Source organism: Aeromonas sp. R4-1 (assembly GCF_040908325.1).
GTDB lineage: Bacteria > Pseudomonadota > Gammaproteobacteria > Enterobacterales > Aeromonadaceae > Aeromonas > Aeromonas veronii.
The window spans coordinates 1-14,710 of sequence record NZ_JBFODM010000090.1 but is presented as its reverse complement, the minus strand read 5'-3'; the positions used below and the strand labels follow the sequence as shown (position 1 = coordinate 14,710).

10 protein-coding genes and 1 pseudogene are annotated in these 14,710 nt (G+C 61.2%); 5 read left to right on the top strand and 6 right to left on the bottom strand.

The genetic code is table 11. The features are described from left to right. The 5 genes and pseudogenes from AB5Y90_RS16930 to AB5Y90_RS16910 form a co-directional block, all read left to right on the top strand. Positions 1-921, top strand: a pseudogene (locus AB5Y90_RS16930) (IS3 family transposase); the annotation flags it as partial. Between the two features lie 421 nt (positions 922-1,342). Then, entirely contained in the window at positions 1,343-1,843 is a 501-nt protein-coding gene (locus tag AB5Y90_RS16925) for a hypothetical protein (RefSeq protein ID WP_080768687.1), read from the top strand. Between the two features lie 296 nt (positions 1,844-2,139). After that, a complete protein-coding gene (locus AB5Y90_RS16920) occupies positions 2,140-3,648 on the top strand; it encodes an efflux RND transporter periplasmic adaptor subunit (RefSeq protein ID WP_307896481.1) in 1,509 nt (502 codons plus the stop codon). Further along, on the top strand, positions 3,645-6,773 hold the full coding sequence (locus tag AB5Y90_RS16915; RefSeq protein ID WP_307896480.1) for an efflux RND transporter permease subunit: 3,129 nt from the start codon (positions 3,645-3,647) through the stop codon (positions 6,771-6,773). Before AB5Y90_RS16920 ends, AB5Y90_RS16915 begins: the two co-directional genes overlap by 4 nt. Positions 6,774-6,817: 44 nt before the next feature. Next, positions 6,818-7,171, top strand: coding sequence for a copper-binding protein (locus AB5Y90_RS16910; protein ID WP_257123323.1), 354 nt, complete (start codon positions 6,818-6,820; stop codon positions 7,169-7,171). 119 nt (positions 7,172-7,290) lie between these two features. Here the strand turns inward: AB5Y90_RS16910 and AB5Y90_RS16905 are convergent, their stop codons facing one another. From AB5Y90_RS16905 to AB5Y90_RS16880, 6 genes are all read right to left on the bottom strand, one after another. Next, positions 7,291-8,208: an iron-siderophore ABC transporter substrate-binding protein gene (locus AB5Y90_RS16905; protein WP_021231222.1), complete on the bottom strand. Its 918-nt coding sequence runs from the start codon at positions 8,206-8,208 to the stop codon at positions 7,291-7,293. Between the two features lie 83 nt (positions 8,209-8,291). Then, a complete protein-coding gene (locus AB5Y90_RS16900; protein ID WP_257123324.1) occupies positions 8,292-9,095 on the bottom strand; it encodes an ABC transporter ATP-binding protein in 804 nt (267 codons plus the stop codon). Next, a complete protein-coding gene (locus tag AB5Y90_RS16895) occupies positions 9,095-10,132 on the bottom strand; it encodes an iron chelate uptake ABC transporter family permease subunit (protein WP_307896479.1) in 1,038 nt (345 codons plus the stop codon). The genes AB5Y90_RS16900 and AB5Y90_RS16895 overlap by 1 nt, the downstream gene beginning before the upstream one ends. 7 nt (positions 10,133-10,139) lie before the next feature. Beyond that, entirely contained in the window at positions 10,140-11,156 is a 1,017-nt protein-coding gene (locus tag AB5Y90_RS16890; RefSeq protein ID WP_201950226.1) for an iron ABC transporter permease, read from the bottom strand. A gap of 124 nt (positions 11,157-11,280) precedes the next feature. Continuing rightward, positions 11,281-13,248 (bottom strand): TonB-dependent receptor, encoded by a 1,968-nt coding sequence (locus tag AB5Y90_RS16885; protein WP_368167354.1) that lies wholly within the window; start codon positions 13,246-13,248, stop codon positions 11,281-11,283. A gap of 278 nt (positions 13,249-13,526) precedes the next feature. Then, on the bottom strand, positions 13,527-14,330 hold the full coding sequence (locus tag AB5Y90_RS16880) for a siderophore-interacting protein (RefSeq protein ID WP_368167350.1): 804 nt from the start codon (positions 14,328-14,330) through the stop codon (positions 13,527-13,529). Positions 14,331-14,710 lie beyond the last annotated feature (380 nt).

Sequence of the window (14,710 nt, the reverse complement as noted above, 5' to 3'; positions counted from 1 at the left end):
CTTTGAGGCCGTCGTCGATGTACTGAAGAATGACTACGGCGTCTCCATCGTAAAAAAGCGACCCGGCAAGTCCTCTCGCAGCGGCAAGTCGAGAGACTAACCATCGTCAGGGCTTGCCTGTTTCTGGGGATAAGCCGGCAGGCTTACTACAAGCGCAATCGGGTCGCCGACGAGCGCCATGCACAGGGCTTGCAGGTGGCGCGCTTTGTGCGTCAGGTTCGACTGCGACAACCTCGGGTGGGCACTCGCAAGCTGCATTATCTGCTGCAGGGTCAGGATGATGGCGGGCTCAAGGTCGGGCGGGACAGGCTGTTTCAGATATTGGCCGAGCACCGCTTGCTGGTGCAGCCTAAGCGGGCGTATCACAAGACCACCCACAGTTTTCACCGTTTCTACCGTCATCCCAACTTGCTCAAGGCGGGGCCAGAGCAGGTCACGCCGGTGGCCCCGGAGCAGGTCTGGGTCGCAGATATCACCTATCTGCCAGCCAGGAGCGGGCCACTGTACCTGAGCCTGGTGACGGATGCCTACTCACGTAAGATAGTGGGCCATCACGTGCACGAAGGAATGCACGCGGAGTCGGTGGCGATGGCGTTCAAGAAAGCACTGAAGCAACGGCGTGGCGGCGGTGAACTTATCCATCACTCAGACCGCGGCGTGCAGTATTGCTCGGGGCTGTATCAGTCATTACATGAACGGTACGGGGTGAAATGCTCGATGACGGATGGGTATGACTGTTACCAGAATGCGTTGGCAGAGCGGGTGAACGGGATTTTGAAAGGAGAGTTATTGCTGCAAAGCCCGCAGGATTTGACGCAAGCGCGGGAAATGGTGCGTGAAGCAGTGGATATTTACAACGAGGAGCGGCCGCATCATGCGTTGAAATACAGAACCCCCGATGCGGTACATAGAGGGTTCTGAGTAGAAAAATGCTAGTTGAAAATGTGTAAACCTATTTCAGGACTAGACACATGGTAAGCAACCGGCAAGATGTGCTGCTCAAAAACACGGTTTGACTCTTTGATTGTCAGCATCCGGGAGACCTGCGGCTTTATACTGCTCGCTCATGGCGTCACGGGATGGATAAGGTCGGCAAGCACTCCTGCCGCAGTCATTTATGCCGGAGCAAAAGAGTGAACCATCACGCCATCGTGGTAACTGACAGGGGGCATCCTAACGGGATGAGGGGCATGCTTCATTAGGGTTGGGCATACGCAATGGTTAAGCATTGCTTAAATATCCACCCCCCAACACAGCACCTCTATGACATCACCGGCGCCATTGACCTTCACCTCATGGCAGGGTTTACAGTCCCGCCATCTGCTCCCAAAGGATGCCCGGATTGTCACTCACCCAGCTTGCTGCAAGATTGCCCTCTGTTGCTCTGGCCCGGCTATTGCTGGCGCTGCTGCTCGTCTGCAATCTGACTCTCTGCATCAGCTGGCATGGTTCTCCCCTCTCCTCCGAGCCGACCCCAAGCAGCGCCCAGTCGATGGTGATGTTCGATTCATCCATGGCGATGGCGGATGGCGATATTTCTCATGCAATGCCCGCTATGGATCACCCGGGCGATGTCATGCCCCTCTCCTGCCATCAGGGAGACGAGGGGTCAGCCATGGGCGATGAGTGCCAGATGCAGACCGGCGTCAATGCTCTCTCCTTCGGCGCGATGACTCTGCTTGGGGTACTGGTCGCTCTGCTGCTCTTTCCCTTGCTACTTGGCAACAACGTCGCAGCGTCACTGCTTGATAACTGGTTGCGGGATCCCTTCCTGCGATCCCGCGGTACTCACCCTCCCTCCTGGCCGCGCCGACACCTGATGCTGTCGGTGCTGCGCCACTAGAAAGATCTTCTCTTGCGGCAGCGGCAAGCCTTGGCTTGCCCGTCTCCTGCCGCCTTGCCTGACCCTGTGCCCTGGCCAAACCGGCCCGCTCACAGGGAGCCGTGCGCGCTGATACAGCTGCGCCCCGTTTGCCGCCAGCCCCTTGGGTGATGCCTTGCACCTCACCCGACCGGCGGCCTGCACAAGAGAAGACGTATTATGTCACCAGCCCACTTTTCACCGTTCAAGGTTGCTGCCTTCGCGGGCGCCTTATCCTCCTGCACTTTCTGCATGCAAATCCGCGCCGGAGGCCAGTCATGAACAAGACCATCCTGATGTCGGCCCTGCTGCTCGCCCTTGGCGCCGGTGGCGGCTACTGGGCCGCCAAACAGACCTCCGATGGCGCAAGCGCCAAAGAGAAGATGCCCCTTTACTGGGTCAACCCCATGGATCCCCGCGACAAGCGCGATGCCCCTGCCAAAGACAACATGGGGATGGACTTTATCCCCGTCTATGAGGAACAAAAAAACGGCTCACCGGGCACAGTCACCATCAGCCCCGAGATCCAGCAGAACCTGGGGGTGCGACTTGCCAAAGTGGAGAAGCTGCCTATCCACCAGCAGATCGAGACGGTGGGCTATGTCGGGTATGACGAGGATCGGCTGGAGGCGATCAACGCCCGCATGGCGGGCTGGATCCGCACCCTCGCCATCAAGAGTGAAGGGCAGCAGGTGAGCAAGGGGAGCCTTATTTACGAGCTCTACGCGCCGGATCTGGTCAACGCCCAGCACGAATACCTGCTGGCACTCAACACCGCCAACCCACTGCTGCTGCGCGCTGCCGAGGGCAAGCTCAAGTCCCTGCAGGTGCCGGCGGATCAGATTGCGGCCCTCAAGCGCACCCGTCAAGTACGCGAAACCATCAGCATTTACGCCCCCAGCAGCGGTTATGTCTCCGAGCTCAAGGTGCGCGAGGGCCAGTATGTTGAGCCTGCTGCGGCGCTCTTTAACATCAGCACCCTCAAGCAGGTGTGGGTCAGTGCCGAGGTGTTCGAGCGCCAGGCGGCCCAGCTGAAAGTGGGGGATCCGGTCACCATGACTCTCGACTATGCCCCCGGCCGCAACTGGCAAGGTAAGGTGGATTACCTCTATCCGACCCTCGATGCCGCTACTCGCACCCTCAAGGTGCGACTGCGCTTTGACAACCCGGACGAGTTCTTGAAACCCAATATGTTTGCCAAGGTGAGCATTCGCACCGGGCAGGGAGAGCCGCAATTGGTGGTGCCGAGCGAAGCGGTGATCCGCACCGGCAGTCAGGATCGGCTGGTGCTGGCGCTAGGGGATGGCAACTTCAAGTCGGTCGCCGTCACCCTCGGCCCCCAGTTTGGCGACAAGGTCGCCATCAAGGCGGGGGTGGAAGCGGGTGACAGCATAGTTAGCTCGGCCCAGTTCCTGCTCGACTCCGAGTCGGCCATCGATTCGGACTTCCAGCGCATGACGGCGGTGCGCCCCGCTCAGGTGTGGACCCAGGGCGAGGTTGAAAGCATCGATCTGGCCAACCGCACCCTGATGGTGGCCCACCAGCCCATCCCCGAGTGGCAGTGGCCTGCCATGGAGATGGAGTTCACCGTCGCCGACTGTGTGGACATCAGCAAGCTGGTCGAGGGGCAGACCCTGCACCTGCAGGTAATGCAGGAGGGGGATGAGTACCGCATCACCACCATCCATCAGGAGAAGGCAACCGCTACTGACGGCGACGCCAAGCCTACGTCGGATGAGATAGAAGGCATGGACCATAGCCAGCACGATATGGGAGCCAAGCCATGATCCCCTCGATTATTCGCTGGTCCGTGGGCAACCGCTTTCTGGTGCTGCTATTGACCCTCATGCTCACCGCCTGGGGGCTCTGGTCGGTCAAGCAAACCCCGGTGGATGCCCTGCCGGATCTCTCCGATGTGCAGGTGATCATCAAGACCTCCTATCCGGGACAGGCGCCCCAAGTGGTGGAAGATCAGGTGACCTACCCGCTCACCACAGCCATGCTGGCGGTGCCGGGGGCCACCACGGTGCGCGGCTACTCCTTCTTCGGCGACTCCTTCGTCTATGTGCTGTTTGACGACAACACAGATCTATACTGGGCCCGTGCCCGGGTGCTGGAGTATTTGAGCCAGGTCGCGCCCAACCTGCCCGCCTCCGCCCGCCCCCAGCTCGGCCCCGATGCCACCGGGGTGGGCTGGGTCTATCAGTACGCGCTGGTGGACAAAACCGGCAAGCATGACCTCAGCCAACTCACCTCCCTGCAGAACTGGTTCCTCAAGTACGAGTTGCAGACTGTCAATGGCGTCTCCGAGGTCGCCACCGTCGGCGGCATGGTGCGCCAGTATCAGGTGCGGGTCGATCCGGACAAACTGCGCGCCTACGGCATCCCGATCTCCCTTATCGAGACCGCTATCAAGCAGGGCAACCAGGAAACCGGCGCCTCCGTTATCGAGATGGCGGAAGCGGAGTACATGGTGCGCTCCAACGGCTATCTCAAGAGCGTGGAGGATCTGAAGCAGATCCCGCTCGGCACCAATGTGCGCGGCGCCCCGCTGCTGCTGGGGGATGTGGCAGATGTGGTCACCGGTCCCCAGATGCGGCGCGGCATCGCCGAGCTCAACGGCGAAGGGGAAGTGGTGGGCGGCATTATCGTGATGCGCTACGGCGAGAATGCCCAGCACACCATCGATGGGGTCAAGGCGCGGCTGGCGGAGCTGAAAAGCAGCCTGCCGGAGGGGGTGGAGGTCGTCACCGTCTACGATCGCTCCGACCTTATCCAGCGCGCCATCGACAACCTCTCCGGCAAGCTGGTGGAGGAGTTCGCCGTGGTGGTGCTGGTCTGCCTCGCCTTCCTGTTCCACCTGCGCTCGTCACTGGTGGTGGTCATTACCCTGCCCATCGCCATTCTGGTGGCCTTTATCGTGATGCACCTGCAGGGGATCAACGCCAACATCATGTCGCTCGGGGGCATCGCCATCGCCATCGGCGCCATGGTGGATGGCGCCATCGTGATGATCGAGAACGTCCACAAACACATGGAGCGGGAAGCGCTTACCGACAAGAACCGCTGGCGCATCATCACCGAGGCAAGCATCGAGGTGGGGCCCGCCATCTTCTTCTCCCTGCTGATCATCACCATCAGCTTCCTGCCGGTGTTCGCGCTGGAGGCGCAGGAGGGGAGGATGTTCCACCCCCTCGCCTACACCAAGACCTACGCCATGGCGGCGGCGGCCGCGCTCGCCATCACGCTGGTGCCGGTAATCATGGGTTACTTCATCCGTGGCAAGGTGCTGGCGGAGCAGGCCAATCCGCTCAACCGCTGGCTGAGCCAGGGCTATGTGCCGCTGCTCAAAGCCGTGCTGGCCCGTCCGAAAACCACCCTGGCTGTCGCCGCCGTAGTTACGGTGGCGGGCTTCTGGCCACTCAAGTACCTGGGCTCCGAGTTCATACCGCCTCTCGATGAGGGGGACATCATGTATATGCCCACCACAGCGGCCAATATCTCGGTTGGCAAGGCGCGGGAGATTTTGCAGCAAACCGACAAGCTGATTCGTACCGTGCCCGAGGTGCAGAACGTGTTCGGCAAGGCGGGTCGCGCCGAATCGGCCACCGACCCCGCCGACTTGGTGATGATGGAGACCAGCATCCAGCTCAAGCCCCGGGACCAGTGGCGCCCCGGTATGACCCCGGAGAAGCTCAAAGAGGAGCTCGACTCCCTCATCCGCTTCCCCGGACTCACCAACGCCTGGGTGCCCCCCATCAAGACCCGCATCGACATGCTGGCTACCGGTATCAAGACCCCGGTCGGTATCAAGATTGCGGGGCCCGATCTCAAGGTGATCCAGCAGCTCGGCCAGCAGCTCGAACAGATCGTTGGCAAGGTGGAGGGCGCCTCATCGGTCTACGCCGAGCGGGTGGCCGGTGGCCGCTATGTGAAGGTGGATATCGACCGGCTCAAAGCAGCCCGCTACGGCCTCAACATCGCCGACGTGCAGGCGGTGCTCGCCACCGCGGTGGGCGGCATGGAGGTGGGCCAAACCATCGAGGGGCGCGAACGCTATCCCATCAACCTGCGCTACCCCCAGAGCTATCGCGATTCTGTAGCCAGCTTGGAGCTGCTGCCGGTGGTCACGCCAAGTGGCGCTCGCATCGCGCTGGCGGATGTAGCCCAGGTCTACATCAGCGATGAAGCCCCCATGCTGCGCAGTGAAAACGCGCGGCTCAACGGCTGGGTCTACGTCGATATTCGCGGCCGCGATATCGGCTCCTTCGTCGATGAGGCCAAAGCCGAGGTGGGCAAGCAGCTGGTGCTGCCGGCGGGCTACGCCCTCACCTGGTCTGGCCAATACGAGTACATGGAACGGGCCAAGGCGCGCCTCGCCTACGTGGTGCCGCTGACGGTCGCCATTATCGTGCTGCTGCTCTATCTGGCGTTTCGCCGCGTTCAGGAGGTGCTGCTCATTCTCACCACCTTGCCGCTGGCGGTGGTGGGGGGGATCTGGACCCTCTGGCTGCTCGACTTCAACCTCTCGGTGGCGGTCGGGGTGGGCTTTATCGCTCTGGCGGGGGTGGCGGTAGAGACCGGCGTCTTGATGCTGGTCTACCTCAACCATGCCTGGGATGACCTGGTGGCCAGTGGCAAGCCGGACAAGGCGGGTCTGCACCGGGCGGTGATCCACGGCGCCGCCCTGCGCCTACGCCCCAAGATGATGACGGTGGTCACCATCATCGCTGGCCTCTTGCCCATCATGTGGAGCCACGGCACCGGATCCGAGGTGATGCAGCGCATCGCCGCCCCCATGATCGGCGGCATGGTGAGCGCGCTGGTGCTGACCCTCTTGGTGCTGCCCGCCGCCTACTACCTGTGGCGCAGTCGCAGCCTTGGCAAGAGCGCGAACCCGCAATCCGAGTAACCCGATTTCACGATCCATATTGACTGAACGATAAGGAAACCATCATGAACTACAAAACGCTGACCCTGACCCTGCTGCTTGGCCTTGCCACCCAGACCAACCTGCAAGCCGAAGAGATGATGCACCATGAAGGGCACGATATGAGTCAGACGGGTGAGATGAGCGAACAGGCCGCAATGGTGATGACCAAGGGGGTCATTACCCGCCTCGATGAGGGGCGCGGCAAAGTCGGCATCAAGCACGAGGCGATCGAGAACCTCAAGATGCCCCCCATGACCATGGTCTTTCGAGTGGCAGATCCGGCCCAGCTCAAAGGGCTCAAGGTGGGGGATGCCATCCACTTTCATGCCGAAAGCCAGAGCGGCAAGCTCACAGTGACAGCCATCCAGCCGCAATAAACAGCTCTGGCTCGCCGAAGAGGTCACGATAGACAGTGACAACGCAAGAGGGAGGCATCAGCCTCCCTCTTCTTTTGCTCAACCTGTTCGTTGGGTCAACCTCTGGTGCACGATAGCACTCAGCTGCGGGTTGCCAGCAACTGCTCCACATCCTCGATCACCTTGAGAGCTGCCTGCGGGCCACCGCTGGAGGTCCAGAGCGACCCATCCACGGCGCCAAAGCGCTTGGCCTTGATCACCGGCAGCTGCTGGAACGCCGGGGTCTGCTCCGCCTGACGCATGGCATCCACCGCATCACCGGTGGCGCTCAGAGTGCCGACCACCAGCCAGTCAGCATCCAGCAGGTTGAGGGACTCCAGACTCAGCGCCGGTGAGTGGGGTGCGCCGGTACCCTGCTGCTTGCTTGGGCGTACCAGCCCCATCGACTCCACTACGCTGCTGGCAAAGGTGCCCTGATACATAAAGCTCGGCCCCTTGGGGTTCCAGCGCACTATGCTGATACTCTCCCCCTGATGCTTGGCCAGCTTGCTTCGGGCCTGAGTAAGCCGCTCGGCATACTGCAGCAAGAAAGTATCCCCTTGCTGGTCGCGGTTGAGGGTGTGGGCGGTGCGGCGGAAGCTATCCTGCCACGGCTCACCCCACTTGCTAGTCACCACGGTCGGCGCGATCTCCCCCAGCAAGGTCAGCAGCTCGGGACGGGTCTGGCCGGTCAGGATAAGGTCGGGCTCCAGCGCAATCAGCGACTCCAGATTGGGGCTGTCGAGATCGCCGATCACCTGGATCCCCATGCCCGCCTTGTTCAGCAAATAGCGAGGCAAGGTGGGTTGACCACGGCCATTGACGGCGCCGATGGGGGTCAGCCCCAGGGTCAGGGTGCTGTCGAGTTCGAGCTCGCTCAGCACCACCACCCGCGTTGGCTGGACTGGCACCTGCACCTTCTGGCCAAACGCATCAGTCACTTCACGCATCTCCTGCGCCTGAACCAGCGGCGCGGCCAGCATCAGGATGGCTGCTGCCAGGGCGGCAAAACGCTTCATCATCTCACTCCTTCTCGTTGCACGGCCCGGATAATCGGCCGCGTGAATATACTCGGCGGGCCCACAGAACAGGCCCATATGACTCAACTCGCCGAACGCAGGGCGCAGCCATGTTCGTGGCGACGGGGCACGATAATGGGCGCCCCGTCGCCGGGGGCATGCAGAATGTCGACACTGGTCTGGTAGAGCTGGTCGATCAGGGATTTGGTCACCACCTCCCGGGCCGGGCCCATGGCGGCAATGGTCCCCTCGCCGATGGCGATCAACTCGTCACAGTAGCGGGCCGCCATCGCCAGATCGTGGATCACCAGCAGCACGGTTTTACCCTCGGCGGTGATGCGGTGAATCGCCTCCATCACCTCGGTCTGGTGGCCGATATCGAGGGCGCTGGTGGGCTCGTCGAGCAGCACCATGTCGCTGTCCTGGGCCAGGATCATCGCAAGCCACGCCCGCTGTGCCTGCCCGCCGGAGAGGGACGCGGCGCTCTGCTGCCAGATGCTTTCAAGCTGCATCCGCTCGCAGGCAATACGCACCATGCGGGCATCCTCCTCGCCCCACTGATTGAACCAGCCCTGATGAGGGTGGCGGCCATACTGCACCAGCTGCTCCACCAGAATGCCGGCAGGCAGGGTTGGCCGCTGGGGCAGATAGGCGAGCTCCCGCGCCAGCCCCTTCATGGGGTAGCTGGCAAGCGGCTTGCCTTTGAGCAGGATCTCGCCGCGTTGGGCTTTCATCTGGCCGGATAGCAGCTTGAGCAGGGTCGATTTGCCGCAGCCGTTGGGGCCGACGATCCCCACCAGCTTGCCCCTCGGCACGCTGAAAGAGATGTCCCGCAAAATGGGGGTCTGCTGATAGGCGAAGTGGAGGCGATTTACGGTGAGCGTCATCAGTCAGCCCTCTGGCGATCGTTAACAAGAAGAAACAGCAGCAACAGGCCGCCGAGAATGCGGGTCATGATGCCGGTCGCCACCTCGTGGGGGCTGGCCAGCACCCGAACCAGGGTATCGCTGGCAAGCAGCAGCAGGGCGCCGCTAAGCGCCGCCAGCCAGAGCGGCACCACCCGGTCTTTCACCAGCCAGGAGGCAAGAATGGGGGCCGCCATGGCGATAAAGACCACGGGGCCGCCGATGGCGGTGCCGAGCGCCGCCACCAGAATGGCCTGGGCCAGAATGCCCAGTTGCACCCGATCGCCGTTGACGCCAAGCCCTCTGGCCATCTCGGGGCCAAAGCGCAGCACCGCCAGCGCGCGGGAGAGGTAGACGATCCACGGGCAGAGCACCAGCAACAGGATGACAATCGGGGTGATGGTGCTGTAACCCACGGCGATAAAGCTGCCCATATTCCACAGATAGAGGGAGCTCAAGTGCAACAAAGCCTGAGTCGACATCACGAACTGGCCGAGCGCCTCGAACAGCTCGGAGAGGCCGATACCGATCACCACGAACAGATAGCCCTGCTCGCCCGGTTTGCGGCAGAGGGCATAGAGCACCAGCGCCGCGAAGATGGCTCCGATAGGTGCCGCCCACCAGGGCCAGCTGCCCACGGTCAGGTAGAGGGAGAAGACGATGATGGCCAGAGAGGCCCCGTTGTTGACCCCCACCATATCGGGTGTGGCCAGCCGGTTGCGAACCAGCGTCTGCACCAGACAGCCGGAGAGCCCCATGGCGGCCCCCGCCACCATGACCCCAAGAATGCGCGGCAGCCGGATCTTGAACAGGGTGAGCTGCTCAAGCCGCGTCCCCTCCCCCAGCAGAGTGTTGACCACCCCGGCCAAGCCAAGCTTGCCGCCGCCAACGCTCAAGGCCAGCAGAGCAAGCGCCAGCAGCGCCATGGCCAACAGAACCAGCCGGCGCCAGCTCGGCAGATGAACCAGCACAGAGCGGTTGCCGGCCCGCAGACAGAGCATATCGGTAGGTGTGCGCATCAGCCCCTCACTTGACGGTCAGCAGGGTACGAAAGCCCCCGCGATGAACAATGGCGATCAGCACAGGTGCGCCAATCAGGGCCAGAATGACGCCATTGGGCAGCTCGAACGGCTGGATCAGCCAGCGCGCCAGAATGTCGGCCAACAGCAGAAACAACATGCCGAACAGGGCGGAGAAACAGACCTGCACCGACAACCTAACCGGCTCTACCAGTCGGCCACAGTAGGCGGCCAGAAAGCCGACAAAGCCGATGGGGCCGGCGATGGCGATGGCACTGGCGGTAAACAGGGTAGCGGCCAACAGCACGCCAATTCGCACCCGGTTTGGGCGGATCCCGAGCGCCTGGGCCTGACTGTCCCCCATCTGCATCAGGGTCAGCTGGCGACAGAGGAGCAGGGTGATGACAAACGCCGCCAGCACGAAGGGCAGCACGGCGATGATGGCATCGAGATTGGCCGCCGACAGGGAGCCGAGGTTCCAGAAGCGGTACTGCTCCAGCACCATCTTGTTGGAGAGCAGCAAAAAGCTGGAGAGACCGCCGAAGGTGGCAGAGAGCGCCACCCCGACCAGAATGAGCTTGAGGGGGTTGGAGCGGCCAATCATCATGCCAAGCCCCAGCACAATAACGTTACCAAGCAGCGCGCCGAGGCCGGCCCAGAGCAGATAGCCGTAGGCGGACTCCACCCCGAACCAGGTGAGCCCCACCACCAGCGCAAAGACGGCCCCGGCGTTGACCCCGAGCAGACCGGGCTCCGCCAGCGGGTTGCGGGTCGCGCTCTGCAACAAGGAGGCCGCCAGAGATAAAGAGGCGCCGACCACCATGGCGCAGAGGGTGCGCGGCAGTCGCAAGGTATTGAGCACCATGGCGAGCTTCTCGTCACTCGCCCAAGGCGCGTCACCCATCAGGTAGCCGAACACCTCGCGGGCACCATAAACACCCGCACCGGTGGCGAGCGAGAGAGAAAGCAGTATGAACAGGAGGAATAATCCCAGCCAGAACAGCGAGGTCTGGTCTCTAAACACCCTTTAACTCCTTATGATTGCAATGCCATCTTTTTGAAATACATGTGGTTTTAATAAAAGTCGTCACCCGAGGTGATACCGTGGCAACAACGGAAGCCCGCCAGTACGGGCTCCCGCTCAGCCACTACATCTTGTAGGCCACACCGGCATAGACAGTGCGCCCGTCGAGGATCTGATCGGCCTCGGTGGCAACCCAGTCACGCTTGGTATTGGTCAGGTTGTTGAGCCCGAACTTCAGATCCAGTGCCTGGGTGGCGTTCCAGACTGTCCCGATATCCAGGGTGTGGAATCCGGCGGTGGTCTCATAGGTGGTGCCGCTCATGCGCGGAACCGGCAGGATCTGGCTGCCGGTGTAGTTCCAGCCGAGCTGGGTACTCAGGCTCTCGATGACCTGCCACTCCAGCTTGGCGTTGGCGGTATGCTCCGGCGTCCGATAGAGATCCTTGCCGCTGGTCTTGTCCTCTCCGTCGATCAGGGTGACGTTGCTGGAGAGGGTCAGGGCATCGGTAATATCAAACCAACCACTCAGCTCCACCCCCTTGATGCGGGCCTTGCTGACGTTCTGATAGGTCATCACCGCCGGACGCCAGGTGGAGGTCCATGCCTCGCTCTGGATCTTGTCCTTGATATCGTTGTGGAAGGCGGTAACCCCGGCGCCCCAGAACGAACCATCATAGGCGGTGCCCAGCTCGTAGCTGACGGCGGTTTCCGGTTTCAGATCCGGGTTGCCCACCACGGCGCAGCGACCGCGACAGGCAGCTACGGCATAATCCGGGTTGGACTGGGCAATAGTCGGCGCCTTGAACGCCTTGCCAATCCCGCCCTTGACCACCCAGTTGTCCGTCAGGCTGTAGAGGGCATAACCGCGGGGGCTGAACTCGGTGCCATAGGTCTCGTGGTGATCGACCCGGCCACTCAGGGTCAACGCCAGATCGCCAAAGCCAAACTCATCCTGCAGATAGAGCGCGCTCTGGTTGACGCTGACATCGCCCCCCTTGAGATTGACGTTATGCTTGAGTTCGGTGATGCGGTACTCGGCACCGCTGGTCAGCAGGTGGCCGCCCAGATTACCGCTCAGCTGGCCATCGAAGGTGTGGTTGGTCTGGCTCACATCGCCGCTGGTCTTGCTCAGCGCCGTCATCAGTTCGGAGTCGTCAAACAGGTCAACCTGCTCGAAGGCATAGCCGACCCGGCTGTCGAACTGATCCCAACGGCCGACGTGGGTGGCGTTGAGTCCCAGTCGTTCCATCTGCTGGATATTGCGCGGCGTCTGGCTGTAGTTGTTCCAGTGGGCCTCCCGATCGTCTTTGGCGTAGTTCATCCCCACATCCAGATCCTGACGATCGTCGATCAGCCATTTGACGTTGGAGAGGATCCCCAGCTTTTCACGCTGCTCGATGGCATCGGCCTTGGGGTTGATGCTCTGCTCGCTCTGCCAGGCATCTCTGTGGTTCCCTTCCACCACCAGGTTGGCCAGCAGTTTGTTGTCGATCAGTGCCCCGCCCACATAGGCACTCGCCTTGTTGATATCCCCGCCGTGACCATCGGTGGGGTCGCTGAAGGTATAGGTGGCAGCCGCTTCGGTCTTCTCCCCGGGTTGGCGCAAGATGACATTGACCACCCCACCCAGCGCATCGGCACCGTAGAGGGAGGAGATGGGGCCACGGATCACTTCGATACGCTCGATGGCCGCCATGGGGATGGCAGAGAGATCGAAATCATTGCCATAACCGGAGGTAAGAGCATCGCGGGAGCTGATACGCCGGCCATTGACCAGCAACAGGGTGTAATCCCCCTCCAGACCACGCAACTTGATCTCGCTGCGGCCGTAGCTGGTCGCAGGGCTGATATTGACCCCCGGCAACTGTTTCAGGGCACCGGTGAGATCATTGACATTGAGCTTGTCGAGCTCGGCCCGAGTCACCACAGAGACGCTGGCCGGGGCGGTCAGCTCGCTGTGCCGGGTTTTGGTCGCCGTCACCACCATGGTTTCATGAGCGGTAACAGGCGCAGTCCCTTGGGCCAGAACTGGCATGGTAAAAAGGGACAACACCAGCGGATGCACTGCAAATCGTCGGGATGATGTACGCATCATCAATACTCCACATAAAACAACCAAGGCCAACACCACCGACATCCCTGTCTGACCTCGCCAGACCCGGTGCAAAGTGATGGAGTTCATTGGCATGAACAGTCGTCCATGCCCCATCACCCCGAACATCAGTGCATTACGGCAGGCCCTGCTTTGTGCTTTGCCACTCGCAGCCATCAAAAACAAAAGCGCCGTACCGACTGACATCGGGACGGCGCAATACTAAATGCAAATCATTTTTATTTGCAAGCGTGAATCAGGTATTCTTTCGCATCCGCTTAATTATCCATCACATCGTGACGGGTCTGGTGATAGGCCTCTTCACTCTTACCCCGGCGCCAGTACGGCACGGCGTAGAGCGATTGGCGATCCACCTCGAGCACAGAGCGAAAATGGCGGCGCAGCGGCAGCACCAGCGCCTCCTCCCCACCCAACCAGAAGAAGCCACCATCGCGCACCAGCGGCAGAGCAATCACATGCTCCAGCAGGCCACTGGACTCGGGCTCACCGACAAACCAGTGACAGCGCACCCCGACCGGTAGCGTCAACGGTTGAGCATCGGCCTGATCCGGCACCAGAGTCGCAATTTCCCCTCTGGCATCTGCAGGCATCACCTCACACATCGCCATGATGGCGGGCAAGGCGGTGAGATCCCCCACCAGGCAGTAGTGATCGGCCGGTTGCAGCATGGGGTTGGGGCCACCCGGCCCGGAGAGGATCACCTTATCCCCCGGCTTGGCATGGGTAGCAAAGGCGCTGGCGGGCCCACCGTCACCGTGCAGCACGAAGTCGATATCAATTTCCTGCTCATCACGGCGAAACGCGCGGATGGTGTAGGTACGGATCACCGGCTTGTCAGCCGGGTCACTCCAGCGCGGGCCGCTCGGGGTCATTGCAGGCAGCACCGGCTCTACCTGATGGGGCTGGGCCAGCATCACCTTGATATGGGCCCCACCGCAGGTGAAGGGATAGTCAGCCAGTTCGCTGCCACCAAAGGTGATACGACGCAAATGGGGGGTGATCTGGGTAATGGCTTTGACAGTCAGCAGACGGGGACGATTGGGAGGCAGAGATGGGGACACAATGAGGCTCCTCGTTGAGTGTGTCGCCCATGCTACACGCAAATAGGAATTACTATCAAATAAGATTATTTCTCGTCTATCCGGCTCAAACATCACTAATCACTACCATCAGCCCCCGAACAGAGAAACGGGCTTATGCACGCTAGTCCCATGATTGGACGAAGAAAGCAGCCGGACAACAACACTGTCACGCAGGGTTCCATTTGCCTATTTCGACCATAGTTTTTCTAGGGAAGGTGCGAACAAGTCCCTGATATGAGATCATGTTTGTCATCTGGAGCCATGAAAAAGGCTATGTCCCAATTACGTGTTGCATGGGGCGCCCCAGCGCCTCATGCAAACATGCTTTGATATTTACGCCTTTTCCGTAACGCTCCAAC

Bases quoted from the DNA above. Each gene is read 5' to 3' on its own strand.
- AB5Y90_RS16920 (WP_307896481.1), top strand. From the start codon at position 2,140: ATGAACAAGACCATCCTGATGTCGGCCCTGCTGCTCGCCCTTGGCGCC.
- AB5Y90_RS16915 (WP_307896480.1), top strand. From the start codon at position 3,645: ATGATCCCCTCGATTATTCGCTGGTCCGTGGGCAACCGCTTTCTGGTG.
- AB5Y90_RS16910 (WP_257123323.1), top strand. From the start codon at position 6,818: ATGAACTACAAAACGCTGACCCTGACCCTGCTGCTTGGCCTTGCCACC.
- AB5Y90_RS16905 (WP_021231222.1), bottom strand. From the start codon at position 8,208: ATGAAGCGTTTTGCCGCCCTGGCAGCAGCCATCCTGATGCTGGCCGCG.
- AB5Y90_RS16900 (WP_257123324.1), bottom strand. From the start codon at position 9,095: ATGACGCTCACCGTAAATCGCCTCCACTTCGCCTATCAGCAGACCCCC.
- AB5Y90_RS16895 (WP_307896479.1), bottom strand. From the start codon at position 10,132: ATGCGCACACCTACCGATATGCTCTGTCTGCGGGCCGGCAACCGCTCT.
- AB5Y90_RS16885 (WP_368167354.1), bottom strand. From the start codon at position 13,248: ATGCGTACATCATCCCGACGATTTGCAGTGCATCCGCTGGTGTTGTCC.